The sequence below is a fragment of the Methylobrevis albus genome (assembly GCF_015904235.1).
Taxonomy (GTDB): domain Bacteria; phylum Pseudomonadota; class Alphaproteobacteria; order Rhizobiales; family Pleomorphomonadaceae; genus Methylobrevis_A; species Methylobrevis_A albus.
In genome coordinates, this window is record NZ_JADZLT010000040.1 from 216,968 (window position 1) to 237,219 (window position 20,252).

Consider the following 20,252-nt stretch of genomic DNA (forward strand, 5'->3'; position numbering starts at 1 on the left):
ATGCCAGATCACGCCCGCGTGACGGCCCGAGCGCGGGCGTCACGCCTGTTTCTGTCAATCGCGAAGAGACAACAGACGGAGGTTCCCATGACTTTTCGGCCCCTTCACGACCGCGTCGTCGTGCGCCGCATCGAGGCGGAGGCGAAGACCGCGGGTGGCATCATCATCCCGGATACCGCCAAGGAGAAGCCGCAGCAGGGCGAAGTGGTGGCCGTCGGCCCCGGCGCCCGCAACGACAAGGGCGAGATCGTGCCGCTCGGCGTCGCCGCCGGCGACCGCATCCTGTTCGGCAAGTGGTCGGGCACCGAGGTGAAGATCGACGGCGAGGAGCTCCTGATCATGAAGGAGAGCGACATCCTCGGCGTGATCGAGATCACCGCCGCCGCGAAGCAGGCCGCCTGAGCGCCGCCGCCCCCAGCTGAAATTTCGGACAATTCCGTCAAGGAGACGCAGTCATGGCTGCCAAGGAAGTAAAGTTCAGCGTCGATGCGCGCGACCGGATGCTGCGCGGCGTCGACATTCTCGCCAACGCGGTGAAGGTCACCCTCGGCCCCAAGGGCCGCAACGTCGTGATCGAGAAGTCGTTCGGCGCGCCCCGCATTACCAAGGACGGCGTGACGGTCGCGAAAGAGATCGAGCTCGAGGACAAGTTCGAGAACATGGGCGCCCAGATGGTGCGCGAAGTGGCCTCGAAGACCAACGACCTCGCCGGTGACGGCACCACCACGGCGACCGTGCTCGCCCAGGCGATCGTCAAGGAAGGCGCCAAGGCGGTGGCCGCCGGCATGAACCCGATGGACCTGAAGCGCGGCATCGACCTCGCCGTCGAGAAGGTCGTCGCCAGCCTGAAGTCGCAGGCCCGCGACGTCACCTCCAACGACGAGATCGCCCAGGTCGGCACCATCTCCGCCAACGGCGACGCCGAAGTCGGCCGCTTCCTCGCCGAGGCGATGCAGAAGGTCGGCAACGAGGGCGTCATCACCGTCGAGGAGGCGAAGACCGCCGAGACCGAGCTTGAAGTCGTCGAGGGCATGCAGTTCGACCGTGGCTACCTCTCGCCCTACTTCGTCACCGACCAGGAGAAGATGCGGGTCGAGCTCGAAGACCCCTACATCCTGATCCACGAGAAGAAGCTCTCCAACCTGCAGGCGCTGCTGCCGGTGCTCGAGGCCGTGGTGCAGTCGGGCAAGCCGCTCGTCATCATCGCCGAGGACGTCGAGGGCGAGGCGCTCGCCACGCTCGTCGTCAACAAGCTGCGCGGCGGCCTCAAGGTCGCGGCCGTCAAGGCACCGGGCTTCGGTGATCGCCGCAAGGCGATGCTGCAGGACATCGCGGTTCTCACCGGCGGCACCGCGATCTCCGAGGACATCGGCATCAAGCTCGAGAGCGTCACGCTCGACATGCTCGGCCGCGCCAAGCGCATCCTGATCACCAAGGAAGACACCACGGTCGTCGACGGCGCCGGTTCCTCGGCCGAGGTCGAGGCCCGCGTCGCGCAGATCAAGGCGCAGATCGAGGAGACCACCTCGGACTACGACCGTGAGAAGCTGCAGGAGCGCCTCGCCAAGCTCGCGGGCGGCGTCGCCGTCATCCGCGTCGGCGGTGCGACCGAGGTCGAGGTCAAGGAGAAGAAGGACCGCGTCGACGACGCGCTGCACGCCACCCGCGCGGCCGTCGAAGAGGGCATCGTCTCGGGGGGTGGCACCGCGCTGCTGCGCGCGCTGAAGGCGCTCGACGGCGTCGCCCCGGACAACGCCGACCAGCGCACGGGCGTCGACATCGTCCGCCGCGCCATCCAGGCGCCGGCGCGTCAGATCGCCATCAACGCGGGCGCGGACGGCTCCATCGTCGTCGGCAAGATCCTCGAATCGGCCGAGCCGACCTTCGGCTGGAACGCCCAGACCGGCGAGTACGGCGACCTCGTGAAGACCGGCGTCATCGACCCGGTCAAGGTCGTGCGCACCGCGCTGCAGGACGCGGCGTCCGTCGCCGGCCTGCTGATCACCACCGAGGCAATGGTGGCCGAGAAGCCCAAGAAGGCGGCAGCGCCGGCGATGCCGGGCGGCGGCATGGGCGACATGGACTTCTGATCGTTCGCAAATTCGATCCTCGAGATGGCGCGGCGAAAGCCGCGCCATTTTCGTAAGGGGGGCGAAGCGCGCCGCCGCAACCGCGGCAGGGCCGGCGCACGCGCGTTGCCACCAAAGCGCCTTGTTGCGCTGCACCCCTTCCGTCACGGAACCGTCGCACCTATTTGCGATGTGGCATGAAATCTGCCGACCGGCAGATCGATAGCGCCTGTCGCCGAGAGCGAGACGTCATACAGATGACCACCGTGACGCTGCTGATCGCCTCCTTCTGCCTGTTCGCCCTCACCGTCCACGTCACCGGCATCCTCGCGGTTCTCGTCCGCGATGTCGTCCGGGCGAAGCAGCCCCCGGCCGGCACCGCGCTGCCGGCGGTCACGATCCTCAGACCGGTCCGCGGCATCGAGAACCATCTCGAGGAGACGCTGCGCTCGGCCTTCGAGCTCGACCACGACACCTACGAGGTGGTGTTCTGCGTCGCCGATGCCGACGACCCGGTGATCGCGCTCTGCGAGCAACTGATCGCCGAATACCCGGCGGTGCCCGCCCGCATTCTCGTCGGCGACGACCGCATCAGCGTCAATCCGAAGCTCAACAACCTCGTCAAGGGTTGGGCCGACGCGCGGCACGAGTTCGTAGTGATGGCCGACAGCAACGTGCTGATGCCGCGCGACTACCTCGCGCAGCTCTTCGCCGCCTGGATGCCCGACACCGGTCTCGTCTGCTCGCCCCCCGTCGGCAGCCGGCCGGACGGCTTCTGCGCCGAGATCGAATGCGCCTTCCTCAACAGCTTCCAGGGCCGCTGGCAGCTCGCGGCCGACGCCGTCGGCATCGGCTTCGCCCAGGGCAAGACCATGCTCTGGCGCAAGGCCGACCTCGACCGCGCCGGCGGCATCGCCCAGCTCGCCTCCGAGGCCGCCGAAGACGCGGCCTCGACCAAGGTGGTGCGCGGCGCGGGCCTGAAGGTGCGGCTGGTGCGGCGGCCGTTCCCGCAGCCGCTCGGCAAGCGCAGCCTCGCGGAAGTCTGGAACCGGCAGCTGCGCTGGGCGCGCCTGCGCCGGATGTCGTTCCCGCTGTTCTTCGCGCCCGAGGTGCTGGCCGGCGGCTTCCTGCCGGTGCTCGGCGCCGTGGCGCTCGCGGTGCTCGGCGTGATCCCGGCCGTCGCGGCGGCCGGCTTCGCCGTGCTCTGGTACGGCGCCGAGGTGGTGCTGGCGCTGCGGCTCGGCTGGCCGGTGTCGCCGAAGGCGCTCGCCGCCTGGATCGTGCGTGACGCCAGCCTGCCGGTGCTGTGGTTCGCTGCGCTCGGCGGCAACGGCTTCAACTGGCGCGGCAACGCCATGGACATGCGCAACATGGTGATTCTCAGCAGCGCGCCGGCCACGGCGATGGCCGGCACCGCCGGCGAGGGCGCGCTCGGCGCCGGCCCCGGCCCCGGCTGGCGCAGCCTGCGCCAGAGCCGTGCCGTCTCGGCGGTGTGGCGGCGCGGGCCGCGAACCGGCGCCGGCGTCTCGGCCCGCTCCTGGCGCCAGAGCCTGCGCGCCGCGATGAGCCGCAGCGGGCGCAAGCGGCCGGATTGAACGCGCGGCGGGTGGTCGCCCGCCGGTGGCTGCGATGGTGTCGCGACGAGTTCTCAGGCTACCCTGTCGACGCCCAGAACATTCGGGCGGATGCGATCCGAGACCTGTTCACGATGATCATTTCTTCAACGGCGCGCGGGCGAGTGACGCGGTTTCTAGGCCTCGGCGTCATGCTGATCATGGCGTCGTGCCGACACGCACCCGCCACGGGGGTGGACGGAGACTATCGGCAAGTTCTGCAAGCTCACTTCACAAAGATAGCTTCAAATTCAACAATCGGTTCCGCATCAAACCGGAAAGACCTGCGGCTCGTGAATCTCGAACTGAAAGTTGCCCCGGACGGCAGTATCTATGATTTGGAGATCACCAGGTCGGAGATGTCCGCGATGTACGCGGGCATGGTTCTCCAGGCCGTGAGAGATGGCGGGAAAGTGGCTCCTCCACCCCCGGGGTTCGCCGGCAGGCGTGTGGGCATAGTCTATGAAGTCGGTCCAAAGCCGAAGGCTGAATAGCCGGAGCAGTGTTGAGGCCCGCCTGCAGGTGGCGGATCTCTCCGTCGAGCGATGTCCCGAATCTCACAACGCCGTGATGCGGCGGGGCAGGGCCGGCCTTGCGGCCTATACTCTCCGTCGTCCCGCCCCCGGCCGCCGCTGAGGCATGGCCGTGTCCAACGAGCGGAGGAGGAGACCAGCATGGCCGAGCGCGTCCAGATCACCCAGGAGATGATCCGCCTCTACGACGAGTACACCCACCTGACGCTCGACCGGCGCGGCTTCCTCGAGAAGCTGACGCGCGCTGCCGGCTCCGGCGCGGCGGCCGCGGCGATCGTGCCGCTGCTGGAAGCCAGCAAGGCGCGCGCGGCGGTGATCGCCGAGGACGACGCGCGCGTCGTCACCGAGACCGTGCGCTGGGCCGGCGAGGGCGGCGAGATGAGCGGCTATCTGGTGCGCCCGGCCGGCGTCACCGACAAGCTGCCCGGCGTCATCGTCATCCACGAGAATCGCGGCCTCAACGGCCATATCCAGGACGTCGCCCGCCGCATGGCGCTCGAGGGCTTCGTCGCGCTCGCCCCCGATTTCCTGGCGCCGGCCGGCGGCACGCCCGCCGACGAGGACCGGGCGCGCGAGATGATCGGCGCGCTCGACCCGGTGGTGACCGTCTCGAACGCGGTCGCCACCGTCGGCTTCCTCGCCGGGCACGAGGCGACGACGGGCAAGGTCGGGGCGATCGGCTTCTGCTGGGGCGGCGCGATGGTGAACCAGCTCGCCACCGCCGATCCCGACCTCGGCGCCGGCGTCGCCTACTACGGCCGGACCCCCGACGCGCAGGCGGTGCCGAACATCAAGGCGCGGATGCTGCTGCATTATGCGGGGCTCGACGAGCGCATCAACGCCGGCATCCCGGACTACGAGGCGGCGCTGAAGGCGGCAGGCGTCACCTACGAAATCCACGTCTACGAGGGCGCCAACCACGCCTTCAACAACGACACCTCGGCGGCGCGCTACGACGCGGCGGCGGCCGGACTGGCGTGGGAGCGGACGTCGGCGTTCTTGAAGTCGGCGCTGGCGGGGTAGGGGCGCTGGGGGGCTGTGCCGTGGGGCTTCCCCCCTCCCTGTCCCTCCCCCGCTTCGCAGGAGAGGGGACGATGGGCGAGAGGGCTTTCGTAACGCGAAGGCTGCGCCGAAGCGAGGCGCTGATGACCGAGGCGCCCTAACCTCCTGCGTCCCCTCTCCTGCGAAGCGGGGGAGGGACAGGGAGGGGGAAGCCCCACGGCACGACGGATCAGATCCGCCCCCGTCTTTCCACAAATCCCGGCAGCTCCCTGAATTTCCCTCCACCTCTTGCACAAAGTTGCAGGCATCGATCAAAAAAGCTGGCGCGTTTTTGATCTCCTGCCTATGATCCCGCGCGTTTGCAGGGACGGTCGGAGAGAACCAAAAAATGCCGAGCGCACTCGAGGCTGCCCTGCCGGGGCTGATCGCGCACAGGGACGCGATCTCCGGGCAGACGATGCGACAGATGTTCGCCGACGACGCCGGCCGCTTTGCGGCGTTCCAGGTCGGTCTCGGCGACATGCTGCTCGACTATTCCAAGAACCGCATCACCGCCGAGACGATGGCGGCGCTCGTTGCCCTCGCCGAAGAAGCCGGGGTCGCGGCGCGGCGCGATGCGATGTTCGCCGGCGAGGCGATCAACATCACCGAGAAGCGGGCCGTGCTGCACACGGCGCTGCGGCGGCGCGCGGGCGACACCGTGCTCGTCGACGACCGGAACGTGATGCCGGACGTGTCCGACGTGCTCGCCCGGATGGAAGCCTTCGTCGATGCGGTGCGCGACGGCGGCATCGTCGGCTCGGCGGGGCACAAGTTCACCGACGTCGTCAACATCGGCATCGGCGGCTCCGACCTCGGCCCCTACATGGTGACGCTGGCGCTGGCGCCGTTCGCCGGCGGCGGTCCGCGGATGCACTACGTCTCCAACGTCGACGGCGCCCATATCGCCGACACGTTGAAGCACCTCGACCCGCGCAAGACCCTCTTCATCGTCGCCTCGAAGACCTTCACCACCACCGAGACCATGACCAACGCGCAGACCGCGCGCGACTGGATCAGCGGCGCGCTCGGCGAGGCGGCGGTGGGGGCGCATTTCTGCGCGGTGTCGACGGCGCTCGACCGGGTGTCGGAGTTCGGCATCGGGCTCGACCGAGTGTTCGGCTTCTGGGACTGGGTCGGCGGACGCTATTCGGTCTGGGGCGCGATCGGCCTGCCGGTGGCGATCGCCGTCGGCTTCGAGAACTTCGAGGCGCTGCTCGACGGCGCTGCCGAGATGGACCGGCACTTCGTCGAGGCACCGCTCGGCGAGAACATGCCGGTGATCCTGGCGCTGCTCGGTATCTGGTACCGCAACGTCTGGGGTTTCCCGACCCATGCGGTGCTGCCCTACGACCAGCGCCTGTCGCGGTTTCCGGCCTACCTGCAGCAGCTCGACATGGAATCGAACGGCAAGGGCGTCACCCTCGACGGCACGCCGGTCGCGACCTCGACCGGGCCGATCGTCTGGGGCGAGCCGGGCACCAACGGCCAGCACGCCTTCTACCAGCTGATCCACCAGGGCACCGACGTGATCCCGGCGGATTTCCTGCTCGCCGCCGTGCCGCACGAGGAACTGTCGGACCATCACGCCAAGCTCGTCGCCAACTGCTTCGCCCAGACCGAGGCGCTGATGAAGGGCAAGACGCTGGCGGAGGCGACGGCGGAGCTCGAGGCCGCAAAGCTGCCGGCGGAGGAGATCGCAGCGCTGGCGCCCCACAAGGTGTTCCCCGGCAACCGGCCGACCAACACGATCCTCTACCGGACGCTCGATCCGGCCACCCTCGGCCGGCTGATCGCGCTCTACGAGCACAAGGTGTTCGTGCAGGGCGTGATCTGGGGCATCAACTCGTTCGACCAGTGGGGCGTGGAACTCGGCAAGCAACTGGCGAGCGCGCTGTTGCCGGCGGTTGCCGGCGCCCGCGAGCCCGGCGCCGACCAGGATGCGTCCACCCGCGGCCTCGTCGCAGCGTTCCACGCGCTCCGGGGCTGATCCTTCCCCGGCCCGGCGGCCCGCTCCCCGCGGATCTGCCGGCCGGGGCCTCGGCGTGATCGTCCGCCCCTGCGACGATCCGCCGGCTTGACCTCTTCCGCCCCGGCGCCGTGCCGGGGTTTTTCCGGGGCGGCTCCCGCCCCACGGATGCAATGCGGATGGTGCTCCGCTAGGATGCGGCGAGAACGGCCGGCGATGGCCGGTGGCCCCGCTGGTCCTTCGTGTCGCCGCCCGTTCCATGGCCGATCCGCCATGGTCGTCCGGACTGTCCCGCAAGGAGCTCCATGACCAGTCGCATCATCGTCGTCGATACCTTCGACTACGTCGTCTTCGGCGGCACCGGCGATCTCGCCCGCCGCAAGCTGCTGCCGGCCCTCTACCATCGCGACATCGACGGTCAGATCCCGGACGGGGCCCGCATCATCGGCGTCTCGCGCCGGCCGCAGTCGAACAAGGCGTACCGGGCGGAGGTGCAGGCGGCGCTGGAGGCGCATCTGCGTCGTGAGGAGCTCGACAAGAAGGCGGTCGACAAGTTCCTGTCGCGCATCCACTACGTCGCCTGCGACGCGACCACCGACACCGGCTGGCCTGACCTCGTCGCCCTGCTCGACGAGGGCAAGGACCGCGTCCGCGCCTTCTACCTCGCTACCGGTCCCGACCTGTTCGGCCCGATCTGCGAGCATATCGGCCGGCACGGCCTCGTTACGGAAAACACGCGCGTCGTGGTGGAAAAGCCGCTCGGCAAGAACCTCAAGTCGGCGCGGGCGACCAACGACGCGGTCGGCCGGGTGTTCCCGGAAGACCAGATCTACCGCATCGACCATTATCTCGGCAAAGAGACGGTGCAGAACCTGATGGCGCTGCGCTTCGCCAACGCGCTGTTCGAGCCGCTCTGGAACAACGCCCACATCGAGCATGTTCAGATCACGGTGGCGGAATCGATCGGCGTCGAGGGTCGCGGCGACTACTACGACACCTCCGGCGCGCTGCGCGACATGGTGCAGAACCATATCCTGCAGCTGCTCTGCCTCGTCGCCATGGAGGCGCCGTCGTCGATGGACGCGGACGCCGTGCGCGACGAGAAGCTGAAGGTGCTGAAGTCGCTGAAGCCGATCGGCCCGCACAACGTCAGCCACCTCACGGTGCGCGGCCAGTACCGCGCCGGGGTCAACCAGTCGGGCACGGTGCCGGGCTACATCGACGAGATCACCAACAAGACGAGCCGGACCGAGACGTTCGTCGCGATCAAGGCCGAGGTGAGCAACTGGCGCTGGGCGGGGGTGCCGTTCTATCTGCGCACCGGCAAGCGCCTCGCCAACCGCGTCTCGGAGATCGTCGTCGCCTTCCGCGAGATCCCGCACTCGATCTTCGGCGACGGCGAGCCGATCCCGGCCAACGAGCTGGTGATCCGGCTGCAGCCCGACGAGGGCGTCAAGCTCTGGCTGCAGATCAAGGATCCCGGTCCCGGCGGCATGCGCCTGAAGCGGGTGCCGCTCGACATGAGCTTCGCCTCGGCGTTCAAGGTGCGCAACCCGGATGCCTACGAGCGGCTGCTGCTCGACGTCATCCGCGGCAACGCCACCTTGTTCATGCGCCGCGACGAGGTCGAGGCGGCGTGGACCTGGGTCGACCCGATCCTCGACGCCTGGGCGGCGAGCGAGAAGGCGCCGAAGCCCTATATGGCCGGGTCCTGGGGGCCCGACGAAGCGCGCGATCTGATCCGGTTCGACAATCCGACGCGCGAATGGCACGAGAAATCGCTGAGCGCGGAATGACGCGCGCCGCGGGAGGACGCTGATGGACCTGCGCACGTTCGACAACGCCGACGACCTTGCGGTCGCCCTCGTCGCCTTCGTGGCGGAAGGCATCGCCGAGCGGATTGAAACGCTGGGCGCGGCCGCGATCGCGCTCTCCGGCGGGCGCACGCCGACGCGGTTCTTCCGCGCGCTGTCGGCCTACGACCTCGACTGGGAGCGCGTGACCGTCACCCTCGTCGACGAGCGCTGGGTGCCGGAGACCTCCGAGCGCTCCAACGCCGCGCTGCTCCGGGCCAACCTGATGCAGGGCCGGGCGGCCGCGGCGCGCTTCGTGCCGCTCTACGCCGACGCGCCGACGCCGGAGGAGGGGATGGCCGCGGTGGATCTCGCGATCGCCGAACTGCCGATGCCGTTCGCGGCGGTGGTGCTCGGCATGGGCGACGACGGGCACACCGCGTCGTTCTTTCCCGGCGGCGACCGGCTGGCCGACTGCCTCGATCCGGAGGGCACCGACGTGGTGCTGCCGATCCGGGCGCCGGCAGCCGGCGAGCCGCGGGTGACCTTTACCCTGCCGCAGATCCTCGCCTCCGACCGCATTGCCCTCCACATCGAAGGGGCGGTCAAGCGGGCGGTGCTCGACGCGGCGATGGCCGAGGGCGACATCGAGGAGATGCCGATCCGCGGCGTGCTCTGGTCCGCGACACCGCCGACCGTATTCTGGTGCCCGTGACCGGCCGGCGCCCGACGGCGCCGCGCTGACCGGCCGCAGGCAGACAACAGCAAGCAATTTCACCGGCGCCCCCGCGCCGGCACCCGATCGAAGGAGGCCGACCCATGACCCTCGACGCCCGCATCGGCGACGTCACCGAGCGCATCGCCCGGCGCTCCTACGACACGCGCCAGCGCTATCTCGAGCGTATCCGCATCGCCGGTGAGAAGGGGCCGCGCCGCTCGCGGCTCGCCTGCGGCAACCTCGCGCACGGCTTCGCCGCCTGCGGCCCCTCCGACAAGGCGGCCCTCAAGGGCGACGTGGTGCCGAACCTCGCCATCGTCACCGCCTTCAACGACATGCTGTCGGCGCACCAGCCCTACGAGCGCTTTCCCGACCTGATCCGCGCGGCGGCGCGCGAGGTGGGGGCCGTGGCGCAGGTGGCGGGCGGCGTGCCGGCGATGTGCGACGGCGTCACGCAAGGCCAGACCGGCATGGAGCTGTCGTTGTTCTCGCGCGACGTCATCGCCATGTCGACGGCGGTGGCGCTCAGCCACGACATGTTCGACGCCGCCGTCTATCTCGGCGTCTGCGACAAGATCGTGCCGGGCCTGCTGATCGCCGCGCTGTCGTTCGGTCACCTGCCGGCGGTGTTCGTGCCGGCCGGCCCGATGACGACCGGCATTTCCAACGACGAGAAGGCGAAGACGCGCCAGCTCTATGCCGAGGGCAAGGTCGGCCGCGCCGAACTGCTGGAATCGGAGAGCGCCTCCTACCACGGTCCGGGCACCTGCACCTTCTACGGCACCGCCAACTCCAACCAGATGTTGATGGAGATCATGGGCCTGCACCTGCCGGGCTCGTCCTTCGTCAACCCGAACACGCCGCTGCGCGACGCGCTGACCCGCGAGGCGACCAAGCGCGCGCTGGCCCTGACCGCGCAGGGCAACCAGTACACCCCCGTCGGCGAGATCATCGACGAGAAGGCGATCGTCAACGGCGTCGTCGGGCTCAACGCCACGGGCGGCTCGACCAACCACACCATGCACCTGATCGCCATGGCGCGCGCCGCCGGCATCATGCTCAACTGGGACGACTTCTCCGACATCTCGGACGCGACGCCGCTGGTCGCCCGCGTCTACCCGAACGGCATGGCCGACGTGAACCATTTCCACGCCGCCGGCGGCATGGGCTATCTGATCACCACGCTGCTCGAGGAAGGGCTGGTGCACGCCGACGTCAAGACGATCTGGGGCTCAGGCCTCGACGGCTACAAGGTCGAGCCGAAGCTCGACGACGCGGGCGCGGTGCACTGGCAGCCGGCGGCGGGCGTCAGCCAGGACGAGGCGGTGCTGCGGCCGGCGAGCGCGCCGTTCCAGGCGACCGGCGGGCTGAAGCTGCTCGCCGGCAACATCGGCCGCGCGGTGATCAAGACCTCGGCGGTGAAGCCCGAACGCCAGGTGATCGAGGCGCCGGCGCTGGTGTTCCACAGCCAGGACGAGATGCAGGCGGCGTTCAAGGCCGGCAAGCTCGACCGCGACTTCGTCGCCGTGATCCGCTTCCAGGGGCCGAAGGCGAACGGCATGCCGGAACTGCACAAGCTGACCCCCGCGCTCGGCGTGCTGCAGGACCGCGGCCGCAAGGTGGCGCTCGTCACCGACGGGCGCATGTCGGGCGCCTCGGGCAAGGTGCCGGCGGCGATCCACGTCACCCCGGAGGCCGCCGACGGCGGGCCGATCGCCAAGGTGAAGGACGGCGACATCGTTCGGCTCGACTGCCTGACCGGCGCGCTCGAGGTGCTGGTCGATGCCGCCGAATGGGCGGCGCGGGCACCGGCGGTCGTCGACCTCGGCGACAACGAATGGGGCCTCGGCCGCGACCTGTTCGTCTCGTTCCGCCGCAGCGTCGGCCGCGCAGAGGAAGGTGCCTCGGTGTTCGGCTGAGGCGAGCGTTCGGCGGCTACCGCGGGCGCAAGCCTGTGGTCCCGCGCGGACGGCGTACGTACTATCACTTACCAGCAAAAAATCACTGCCCCTCCATCAATGTTGGATGCATTCTCCCCCCGATACACGTTCTCGGTGTATCAGACAGGAGATGTCCGATGCTTACGCTCGATGCCGATTTATTACGGGTGATCGCGCCGAAAGTTACGGGTACGAGGGCGGTCAGGCAGGCTGAAATCATCGCCGACGTGGGCGCGGCGCTGGAAGACACATTGGAATACTACGATATTTTCTCACGAATCCGCATTGCGCATTTTCTGGCGCAGATTGCCCACGAGTGCGATGGCTTTTGCACGACCGAGGAGTACGCCAGCGGCAAGGACTATGAAGGGCGGCTCGACCTCGGCAACACCCAGAAGGGCGATGGAGTGAGATTCAAGGGCCGGGGGCTGCTGCAACTGACCGGCAGGTTCAACTATGCCGCAATGTCCGATACGCTCGGCATCGATCTCGTTGCGGACCCGCACCTCGCGGCCGAGCCGGTGACGTCGTTGAAGATCGCCGGCGAATACTGGAAGAGCCGCAAGATCAATGTGGCGGCCGACGCCGACGACCTGATCACGGTGACCAGAAAGGTCAATGGTGGTCTTAGGGGGCTGGCGGAGCGCCAAGCCTATCTCGCCAAGGCCAAGGTAGCGCTTGCCGGCAAGAGGGCGGAGCATATCGCCAATCCGTCCGGCGGCATGCCGGTCCTTCATCGGGGCCTAAGGGGTGATGCCGTCGAAGTCCTGCAGCGGCGCTTGCGGGCGCAGGGCTACCTCGTCGCAATCGATGGCGACTTCGGGCCGGGGACCGAAACGGCGGTTCGGCACTTTCAGGCGACCCGCAGCCTCAAGGTCGACGGCATCGTGGGCCCTTCCACCTGGGGCGCGCTGCCCGACGAACTGGCGCAGGCGGCCTGACGGTACGATCGGCTGGCGCGGCGCGAGCAGGAGATGAAGCGATTTACCGCCGAACTCGTATCGCTTATGTCGGTTCGATGACAGGTGAACCCCATTCGCCCCGGCGCAGGCCAATCGCCAATTCAGCCGACGCCCTCGCTGCCGGCTTCACGATCGGGGCGTCCGACACCGCCGCCCCGGAGATCGTCGCCCGCGCGGACGCGCCGGGCCCGCGCATCGAGCGTCTCGCGCGGGACGGCCGCACCTTGTGGATCAAGCGGCCGGCGCGTGACGACCGGCCGGTCTGGCTGGCGGCGCAGCGTGTGCTGGCGCGCCTGGTGCCGCTCGATTTCCTGAAACCCGCGCCGGGTCTCGACGGCGCCGGAGCGATCGCGCGCGAGGTCGGCATGATCACGGCGCTGCGCGCCGGCGGCTTTCACGTGCCGGAGATCGTCTACGCCTCGAGCCGGGCGATCGTGCTCGGCGACCTCGGGCCGACGATCGCCGCCATTGCCCGCGATGCGCGGGCGAGCGGCGACCGGGGGGACCTGCGCGCCGCGCTGTTACTGGCCTCCGCAGCGCTCGCCCGGTTGCACGCCGCCGGCCATGTGCACGGCCGGCCGAGCCTGCGCGACTTCACCTTCGACGGCGAAACGGTCGGCTTCCTCGACTTCGAGGAAATGCCGACGGCGGTGATGCCGTTCGCGGTGGCGGCCGCGCGCGATGTCTGGCTGTGGTCGATCCAGGTGTTTCACGCGATGGGGCCGGACGACACCGAAGCGATCCTGCGCACCTATGTCGCCGGTGTGCGCCCGGACGTCGAGGCGGAGCTGAAGCGCGCCCTGCGCCTGCTCGCCCCGGTCGCGCGCGCGCTGAACCGCCCGGTGACGCGGTTCGGAAACCGCGAGCTGCGGCGGTCCGTGGGCGGGACGCTGGTGCTCGCGCGGCTGCTGGCGGAGCGGGGCGTAGCTGCCTGAGCTCGGGGCTGCGGCGAATGCCCTGCCGGACATCCGCCGCATCCGCGTCAGTTGGTGAGCTTCACGACGTTCGCCTTGAGCTCCTTCGCCTTGCGAATGCCGTCGAGCTGGTCGTGCCAGTAGGAACTGCCGGCGGCGGCGGAGATGCCGGTGATGATGGTGCCAACGGGACCTTTCAGTCGATTGAGAAATTCAGTGAGGGCTGCGTAGGAGACCTCGTTGCCCGCCTGTCCAGCTTCACCGACTGCTGCCGGGTCGGGTGGGGTCGAAGCGCCGGCGCCGAGCGCGTCCAACGCGATCTGGAACACATTGAAATCAGCGAGCAAGGCAAGCACGATCCCGACGGCGGCAGAAATCAGCCGGATAATCCAGATGCGCAGCTGCTCACGCTGATCGTATTGCGCCTGAAACTTGGCGATCGCGGCTTTCGTCTTGCCAGCCAGCAGCAGCAGCTGTTCCTCGGTCGCGTCGGGACCCATCAGTCCGACAAGGTCCGTCTTGAGCTGGGCGGCGATGGCCTTCTTGTCCGTCACTGCCCCGATCGCCTCCTTTGCGGTGGCTTCCAGTGCGGCGATCTGGGCGGTGATCCGTGCCTTCGCCGTCGCGTTCTGGGGCAGGAACTCGGTCGAGAGTTTCAATGCATCCTCGATCGAGACTTCCGACGACAGCGACACCTTCTTGAACATTTCGTAGCCGGCGAGCTGGTTCAGAAAGCCCCGGATGGCCTCCATGATCGCCTCGACCACCGTCGAGAAAAACAACATCAGGAATACGAGCAACCCCAAAGTCCCCAGCGCCTGATCCATGACCGCCCCCCAAGATAGCGATGCCCCCATAGCGGGAGTCTCGATCATACAAGACACGTATTGCGCGTGAAGAGGGATTTTGCGGTTGATCGCGGTCGGTGATTGCGGGGCGAGCCGCCCGCGCAAATCATGGCCGCTCTCCGGCATCCGTGGTTGCCCGCTGCGACCGAGCGGTTATATCTCGCTTATCGATAGGCGCGCCGCCGCGACCCCCTCCGTCCTTTCCCCTTCCGGGTTCCCGAAGGCTCCAAGAAGGTTCCCCATGTCAGCACCGCTCACGCCCAAGTTCGGCATCGGCGCCCCCGTGCGCCGCCGCGAGGATGCGGCCCTGATCACAGGGCACGGCAGCTTCACCGGCGACATCACGCCGGCGGACTGCCTGCACGCCGTGGTGCTGCGCTCGCCGATGGCGCATGCGCGTTTCACGATCGGCGACCTTGCCGCCGTGCGGGCGATGCCGGGCGTGCATGTCGTCTGGACGGCGGACGACATCGGCGATCTCGCCGCGATGCCGACCAAGGCGTTCCCGAAGCAGGCGAACGGCCAGCCGATCCGGGTGCCGCGCCATCCGGTGCTGGCGGAGGGCACCGTGCGCCATGTCGGCGATCCGGTCGCCTTCGTCGTGGCCGACAGTGTCGTCGCGGCGCGCGATGCGGCCGAGGCGATCGAGGTCGCCTACGACGGCCTGCCGGCGATCGTCGACACCGGCGCGGCGCTGGACGACGGCGCCACCCTCGTCTGGCCGGAGCACGGCACCAATCTCGCCTTCGAGCACCATCTCGGCGACCGGGCCGCCACGGCGGCGGCGTTCGCGCGGGCCGACAGGGTGGTGGACCTCACCATCCTCAACAACCGCCTCGTCGCCAACTACATGGAAACCCGCGCCGCGATCGCGGACTACGACGCGGCGAGCGGTCGCTGGACGCTGACCGCCGGCACCCAGGGCGGCCACGGCATCCGCGACGTGCTCGCCAAGGACATCCTGAAGGTCGACCGGTCGCGCATCCGCGTGGTGACGCCCGACGTCGGCGGCGGCTTCGGCACCAAGGCGTTCGTCTACGCGGAATACCCGCTGCTGATGCGCGCCGCCGAGCAACTCGGCCGGCCGGTGAAGTGGGTCGCCGACCGCAACGACCATTTCGTCGCCGACGCGCACGGCCGCGACAACGTCACCACCGCCAAGCTGGCGCTGGACGCCGACGGCCGCTTCCTCGCCCTCGAGATCGATCTCGTCGCGGCGATGGGCGCCTACCTGCACCAGTTCGGACCTTACATTCCCTGCCTCGGCGTCACCATGTCGACCGGGCTCTACGACATCGGCGCGATCGACGTCACCGTGCGCGGCGTCTACACCCACACCACGCCGACGGACGCCTATCGCGGCGCCGGGCGGCCGGAGGCGGCCTATCTGATCGAGCGCCTCGTCGACGTCGCGGCGCAGGAGACCGGGCTCGACCCGGTGGAGATCCGCAAGCGCAACTTCGTCGCCACCGCCGCGCTGCCCTACAAGACGGTGACCGGGCGGCTCTACGACACCGGCGAGTTTTCCGGCCACCTCGACAAGGCGCTGGAACTCGCCGACCGCGACGGCTTTGCCGCGCGCAAGGCGGCGAGCGCGGCCGAGGGCAAGCTGCGCGGCTTCGGCTTTGCCACCTATATCGAGGCCTGCGCCTTCGCCGGCTCCGAGGAGGCGAACGTCACGCTGAACCCCGACGGCAGCGCGACCCTGTTCATCGGCACCCAGACCAACGGCCAGGGCCACGCCACCGCCTATGGCCAGGTGATCGCCGGCTACCTCGGCATCGATCTCGACAAGGTCGAGACCGTGCAGGGCGACACCGACCGGGTGCGCGTCGGCGGCGGCACCGGCGGCTCGCGCTCGATCCCGCTCGGCCTCGCCTCGGTCGACATCGCCTCGAAGGTGCTGGTGGAGAACATCCGCCAGCTCGCCGCCGACCGGCTCGAAGCGGCGCCCGGCGACATCGAGCTCGAAGGCGGCAGCGTCCGCGTCGTCGGCACCGACCGTTCGCTCAGCCTCGCCGACCTCGCGGCCGGCACGCCGGACCCGGAAAAGCTGAAGGCGCACGGCAATTTCGAGCAGGAAGAGTGCACCTACCCGAACGGGACGCACGTCTGCGAGCTCGAGATCGACCCGGAGACCGGCACGACCACGATCGCCCGCTACACCATCGTCGACGACTTCGGCGTGACCGTGAATCCGCTGCTGCTCGCCGGCCAGGTGCATGGCGGCGTGGCGCAGGGCATCGGCCAGGCGCTGCTCGAAAACACCGTCTATGACGGCGACGGCCAGCTGCTGACCGCGACCTTCCTCGACTACACCATGCCGCGCGCCGACGATTTCCCGATGTTCGACTTCAACACCCGCAACGTGCCCTCGACGACCAACCTGCTCGGCATCAAGGGTGCCGGGGAGGCGGGCACGATCGGCGCGGCGCCGGCGGTGATGAACGCGGTGGTCGACGCGCTGTCGGACGCCGGCATCCGCCACATCGACATGCCGGCGACGCCGTCCCGCATCTGGCAGGCGCTGTCGGCCGCCTGATCCCCGCCGCGGCGGGCTTCGGCCGGCCGCGACCAACGGAAGACGGCGGCCGTGACGCGATCGCGGCCGCCCCCGGGACGGACGGCGCCACGCCGGCCGGTCCCTTGGGAGCGAAGTCCCGTGTCCGGTCCCCTGCTCGGCGTCACGCTCAAGATCGCCGCCACCTTCGCCTTCACCCTGATGGTGACACTGGTGAAGCTGGTGGCGGACCGGCTGCCGGTCGGGGAGGTGGTGTTCGCGCGCTCGGCGCTCGGCCTGATCCCGGTGCTGCTGATGCTCGCCTGGCAGCGGGAGCTGCCGCGGGCACTCAGGACCAGCCATCCGGGCGGCCATTTCCTGCGCGCCATCGTCGGCACCACCAGCATGTTCTTCTGGTTCGCCTCGCTGGCGCTGTTGCCGCTGCCGGATGCCACCGCGATCAACTACGCCGGTCCGCTGATCTGCACCGCGCTGGCGGCGATCCTGCTCGGCGAGAAGGTGCGGGCCTACCGCTGGTCGGCGGTGACGATCGGCTTCCTCGGCGTGCTCGTGGTGCTGTCGCCGCATCTCGGCGGCTTCACCTCCGGCCGGCTCGACGGCGCGGCGGTCGGCGCGCTCTATGCGCTCGGCTCGGCGTTCTTTGCGGCCCTCGCCATGGTGACGATCCGCCGCCTGACCGCGACCGAGGGCACCGGCGCCATCGTGTTCTACTTCTCCGGCTCCGCCGCGCTGTTGGCGCTCACCACGGCGCCGTTCGGCTGGGTGATGCCGAGCGCCGGCGACGCGCTGATCCTGCTCTGCATCGGCCTCACCGGCGGCGTCGGCCAGGTGCTGATGACCCAGAGCTACCGCCACGCCGAAGCCTCGGTGATCGCGCCGTTCGACTACACCAGCATGATCTGGGTGATCCTGCTCGGCATCCTCGTCTTCGACGAGATCCCGACCCTCACCGTGCTCGCCGGCTCCGCCATCGTGGTCGCCGCCGGCATCTTCGTCATCTGGCGCGAACGCCAGCTCGGCATCGAGCGGGCGCGGGCGCGCAAGGCGAATACGCCGTCGTGAGACCGGGACGGCCGGGGCCGGGCACTTCGCCGGCATATCGTTTCCTTGACATCGGGGCATCGCAGTCACACATTCCGGGCAGTGACGAGGGGCGCCCTAACGGGCTGAGACGCACCCTTAGAACCTGATCTGGATCGTGCCAGCGGAGGGACGTCACCGGTTTCGAGCCTTCGCGGTTCGTGCTGCCCTCCGCCATATGCCGAGGGCTGTTTTGACAACTCCCGTCCCATCCTCATCGTCGTCGAGCGTCCGGCCCCCCGGGCGATCCGTCGACGTCGCCGTGCTCGGCGCCGGCGTCGCGGGGCTGGTGACCGCGGTGACGGCGCTGCGGGCGGGGTTGTCGGTCGCGGTCTACGAGCGCGGCCCGCGCGATTTTTCGGCCTCGGCCGGCTACAAGGCCGGCGGCATGCTGGCGCCGTTCTGCGAGGCCGACGGGGCCGAGGCGGATGTCGTCGACCTCGGCTTGCGGTCGATGGCGCTGTGGCCGACGCTGCACGACGGCGTCGTGATCCGCGGCTCGCTGGTGGTGGCGCCGCCGCGCGATGCGGCCGGGCTCGCCCGCTTCGGCCGGCTGACCGAGGGGCACGAGCCTGCCGATGCGGCGCGGATCGGCGACCTCGAACCCGACCTCGCCGGCCGGTTTCGCAGCGGACTGTTCTTCCCCGGCGAGGGCCATCTCGATCCGCGCCAGACGCTCGGCGCGCTGCGCGATCAACTCGAGGCGGCCGGTGTCGCCGTCCGTTTCGACTGGCGCGGCGATCCGGACGCCATCGCCGCCGGGCGCATCGTCGATGCCCGTGGGCTCGGCGCGCGCGACCGCTTTGCCGATCTGCGCGGCGTCAAGGGCGAGATGGTGGTGATCCGATCGCGCGATGTCGCGATCAGCCGGCCGGTGCGGCTGCTGCACCATCGCCACCCGCTCTACCTCGTGCCGCGCGGCGAGGGCGTCTACATGATCGGCGCGACGACGGTCGAGAGCGACGTCGGCGAGGCGGTCACGGTGCGCTCGGCCGGCGAACTGCTGACGCAGGCCTACGCGCTGCATCCCGCCTTCGGCGAGGCGGAGATCATCGAATTCAACGCTGGGCTGCGCCCGGCCTTCCCGGGCAACGAGCCGCGCATCGTCGAGGACGGGCGCGTGATCGCGGTCAACGGGCTCTACCGCCATGGCTGGCTGATCGCGCCGGCGCTCGCCGAGGATATCGTCGCCCGGATCGTGGGCGCGGCGCCGGCTTCCAAGAAACACGAGGTTTTCCATGCAGATCCAGCTTAACGGCGAGGCGATCGAGACTGCTGCCGCAACGCTCGACGCGCTGGTCGTCGCGCAGGACTACGACCCCGACATCGTCGCGACGGCGCTGAACGGCGAGTTCGTGCCGCGCGGCGAGCGCGCCGCGACGCCGCTCGGCGAGGGCGACGCGGTCGAGGTGTTCAGCCCGCGCCAGGGAGGATGAGATGACGGTTTCCGCAAAGCCGCTGGAGTTCTACGGCACGCCGGTCGAGAGCCGCTTCCTGCTCGGCACCGCGCGCTATCCCTCGCCGGATCATCTGCGCCGCGCCGTGGAGCGCTCGGGCGCCGGCATCGTCACGGTGTCGCTGCGGCGTGAATCCGCCGGCGGCGACAAGGCGGGGCATGCGTTTTGGGAGCTGATCCGCGGCCTCGGGGTCAAGGTGCTGCCGAACACCGCCGGCTGCCACTCGGCCCGCGAGGCGATCAAGACCGCGCTGATGGCGCGCGAGGTGTTCGGCACGCCGTGGATCAAGCTCGAGGTGATCGGCGACGACGCGACACTGCAGCCCGACCCGTTCGGCCTCGTCGAGGCGGCGGCGGAGCTCACGTCGCAGGGATTCCAGGTGTTCCCCTACATGACCGACGACCTGGTGCTCGCCGACCGGTTGCTCGAGGCCGGCTGCCGGGTGCTGATGCCGTGGGGCGCGCCGATCGGTTCGGGCCGTGGCCTCAACAATCCCTATGCGCTGAAGCTGCTGCGCGCCCATGTGCCGGACGTGCCGCTGGTGGTCGACGCCGGGCTCGGCGCGCCGAGCCACGCCGCCGCCGCGATGGAACTCGGCTACGACGCCATTCTGCTCAACACGGCCGTCGCCACGGCCGGTGACCCGCCGGCGATGGCCGAGGCCTTCGCGAAAGCGATCGAGGCCGGGCGCACCGCCTTCGAGGCCGGCATCATGGAAGCGCACGATCTCGCGCACGCCTCGACGCCGGTGTTCGGGGCGCCGTTCTCGCCGTTCGCCGGGCAGGGCAACTGAC

16 protein-coding genes and 1 riboswitch are annotated in these 20,252 nt (G+C 69.4%); of the genes, 15 read left to right on the forward strand and 1 reads right to left on the reverse strand.

Translation table 11 applies throughout. The annotated features are described in order from the left end of the window. The first annotated feature begins 87 nt into the window (after positions 1 to 87). The 10 genes from groES to I5731_RS03130 all read left to right on the forward strand — a co-directional run bounded on the left by groES (position 88) and on the right by I5731_RS03130 (position 13,573). Positions 88 to 402 (forward strand): co-chaperone GroES, encoded by a 315-nt coding sequence (gene groES / locus I5731_RS03085; protein ID WP_197309896.1) that lies wholly within the window; start codon positions 88 to 90, stop codon positions 400 to 402. 53 nt (positions 403 to 455) lie between these two features. Then, positions 456 to 2,090, forward strand: coding sequence for a chaperonin GroEL (gene groL, locus I5731_RS03090; RefSeq protein ID WP_197309897.1), 1,635 nt, complete (start codon positions 456 to 458; stop codon positions 2,088 to 2,090). A gap of 236 nt (positions 2,091 to 2,326) precedes the next feature. Beyond that, positions 2,327 to 3,664 carry a ceramide glucosyltransferase gene (locus I5731_RS03095; protein ID WP_197309898.1) on the forward strand — a complete coding sequence of 446 codons (1,338 nt, stop codon included), beginning with the start codon at positions 2,327 to 2,329 and terminating at the stop codon, positions 3,662 to 3,664. A gap of 692 nt (positions 3,665 to 4,356) precedes the next feature. Further along, positions 4,357 to 5,238 carry a dienelactone hydrolase family protein gene (locus I5731_RS03100; protein ID WP_197309899.1) on the forward strand — a complete coding sequence of 294 codons (882 nt, stop codon included), beginning with the start codon at positions 4,357 to 4,359 and terminating at the stop codon, positions 5,236 to 5,238. A gap of 367 nt (positions 5,239 to 5,605) precedes the next feature. After that, positions 5,606 to 7,246, forward strand: a complete 1,641-nt coding sequence (pgi, locus tag I5731_RS03105; RefSeq protein WP_197309900.1) for a glucose-6-phosphate isomerase — start codon at positions 5,606 to 5,608, stop codon at positions 7,244 to 7,246. A gap of 284 nt (positions 7,247 to 7,530) precedes the next feature. After that, complete coding sequence (gene zwf, locus I5731_RS03110) at positions 7,531 to 9,021, forward strand: glucose-6-phosphate dehydrogenase (protein WP_197309901.1); 1,491 nt, start codon at positions 7,531 to 7,533, stop codon at positions 9,019 to 9,021. Positions 9,022 to 9,043: 22 nt separating this feature from the next. Then, a complete protein-coding gene (pgl, locus tag I5731_RS03115) occupies positions 9,044 to 9,733 on the forward strand; it encodes a 6-phosphogluconolactonase (protein WP_197309902.1) in 690 nt (229 codons plus the stop codon). 104 nt (positions 9,734 to 9,837) lie between these two features. Continuing rightward, positions 9,838 to 11,655 (forward strand): phosphogluconate dehydratase, encoded by a 1,818-nt coding sequence (gene edd, locus I5731_RS03120; RefSeq protein WP_197309903.1) that lies wholly within the window; start codon positions 9,838 to 9,840, stop codon positions 11,653 to 11,655. Positions 11,656 to 11,813: 158 nt separating this feature from the next. Continuing rightward, positions 11,814 to 12,617, forward strand: a complete 804-nt coding sequence (locus I5731_RS03125) for a peptidoglycan-binding protein (RefSeq protein WP_197309904.1) — start codon at positions 11,814 to 11,816, stop codon at positions 12,615 to 12,617. Positions 12,618 to 12,694: 77 nt separating this feature from the next. Next, positions 12,695 to 13,573, forward strand: a complete 879-nt coding sequence (locus I5731_RS03130) for a serine/threonine protein phosphatase (protein WP_197309905.1) — start codon at positions 12,695 to 12,697, stop codon at positions 13,571 to 13,573. 47 nt (positions 13,574 to 13,620) lie between these two features. On the opposite strand, the gene I5731_RS03135 is transcribed toward I5731_RS03130, so the two are convergent. Beyond that, positions 13,621 to 14,379, reverse strand: a complete 759-nt coding sequence (locus I5731_RS03135; protein WP_197309906.1) for a hypothetical protein — start codon at positions 14,377 to 14,379, stop codon at positions 13,621 to 13,623. Positions 14,380 to 14,641: 262 nt separating this feature from the next. Between I5731_RS03135 and I5731_RS03140 the strand changes: the two genes are divergently transcribed. The 5 genes from I5731_RS03140 (at position 14,642) to I5731_RS03160 (ending at position 20,251) form a co-directional block, all read left to right on the forward strand. Beyond that, positions 14,642 to 16,942, forward strand: a complete 2,301-nt coding sequence (locus tag I5731_RS03140; RefSeq protein ID WP_197309907.1) for a xanthine dehydrogenase family protein molybdopterin-binding subunit — start codon at positions 14,642 to 14,644, stop codon at positions 16,940 to 16,942. A 120-nt stretch (positions 16,943 to 17,062) separates the two neighbouring features. Then, the gene (locus tag I5731_RS03145) at positions 17,063 to 17,983 is read left to right on the forward strand and encodes a DMT family transporter (protein ID WP_328838043.1); all 921 of its coding nucleotides are present in this window, start codon (positions 17,063 to 17,065) and stop codon (positions 17,981 to 17,983) included. 77 nt (positions 17,984 to 18,060) lie between these two features. Continuing rightward, a riboswitch (TPP riboswitch) is annotated at positions 18,061 to 18,151 on the forward strand. Between the two features lie 112 nt (positions 18,152 to 18,263). Beyond that, positions 18,264 to 19,256, forward strand: a complete 993-nt coding sequence (locus I5731_RS03150) for an FAD-dependent oxidoreductase (protein ID WP_328838045.1) — start codon at positions 18,264 to 18,266, stop codon at positions 19,254 to 19,256. Further along, positions 19,240 to 19,437 carry a sulfur carrier protein ThiS gene (gene thiS / locus I5731_RS03155; protein WP_197309909.1) on the forward strand — a complete coding sequence of 66 codons (198 nt, stop codon included), beginning with the start codon at positions 19,240 to 19,242 and terminating at the stop codon, positions 19,435 to 19,437. The genes I5731_RS03150 and thiS overlap by 17 nt, the downstream gene beginning before the upstream one ends. A gap of 1 nt (position 19,438) precedes the next feature. Then, complete coding sequence (locus I5731_RS03160) at positions 19,439 to 20,251, forward strand: thiazole synthase (protein ID WP_197309910.1); 813 nt, start codon at positions 19,439 to 19,441, stop codon at positions 20,249 to 20,251. Position 20,252: the final 1 nt, after the last annotated feature.

Excerpts from the sequence above, each read along its gene's own strand:
- I5731_RS03135 (WP_197309906.1), bottom strand. The coding sequence starts at position 14,379 with ATGGATCAGGCGCTGGGGACTTTGGGGTTGCTCGTATTCCTGATGTTG.
- I5731_RS03125 (WP_197309904.1), top strand. The coding sequence starts at position 11,814 with ATGCTTACGCTCGATGCCGATTTATTACGGGTGATCGCGCCGAAAGTT.
- I5731_RS03140 (WP_197309907.1), top strand. The coding sequence starts at position 14,642 with ATGTCAGCACCGCTCACGCCCAAGTTCGGCATCGGCGCCCCCGTGCGC.
- I5731_RS03130 (WP_197309905.1), top strand. The coding sequence starts at position 12,695 with ATGACAGGTGAACCCCATTCGCCCCGGCGCAGGCCAATCGCCAATTCA.
- thiS (WP_197309909.1), top strand. The coding sequence starts at position 19,240 with ATGCAGATCCAGCTTAACGGCGAGGCGATCGAGACTGCTGCCGCAACG.
- groES (WP_197309896.1), top strand. The coding sequence starts at position 88 with ATGACTTTTCGGCCCCTTCACGACCGCGTCGTCGTGCGCCGCATCGAG.
- I5731_RS03160 (WP_197309910.1), top strand. The coding sequence starts at position 19,439 with ATGACGGTTTCCGCAAAGCCGCTGGAGTTCTACGGCACGCCGGTCGAG.
- groL (WP_197309897.1), top strand. The coding sequence starts at position 456 with ATGGCTGCCAAGGAAGTAAAGTTCAGCGTCGATGCGCGCGACCGGATG.
- pgl (WP_197309902.1), top strand. The coding sequence starts at position 9,044 with ATGGACCTGCGCACGTTCGACAACGCCGACGACCTTGCGGTCGCCCTC.
- I5731_RS03095 (WP_197309898.1), top strand. The coding sequence starts at position 2,327 with ATGACCACCGTGACGCTGCTGATCGCCTCCTTCTGCCTGTTCGCCCTC.
- zwf (WP_197309901.1), top strand. The coding sequence starts at position 7,531 with ATGACCAGTCGCATCATCGTCGTCGATACCTTCGACTACGTCGTCTTC.
- edd (WP_197309903.1), top strand. The coding sequence starts at position 9,838 with ATGACCCTCGACGCCCGCATCGGCGACGTCACCGAGCGCATCGCCCGG.
- I5731_RS03100 (WP_197309899.1), top strand. The coding sequence starts at position 4,357 with ATGGCCGAGCGCGTCCAGATCACCCAGGAGATGATCCGCCTCTACGAC.
- pgi (WP_197309900.1), top strand. The coding sequence starts at position 5,606 with ATGCCGAGCGCACTCGAGGCTGCCCTGCCGGGGCTGATCGCGCACAGG.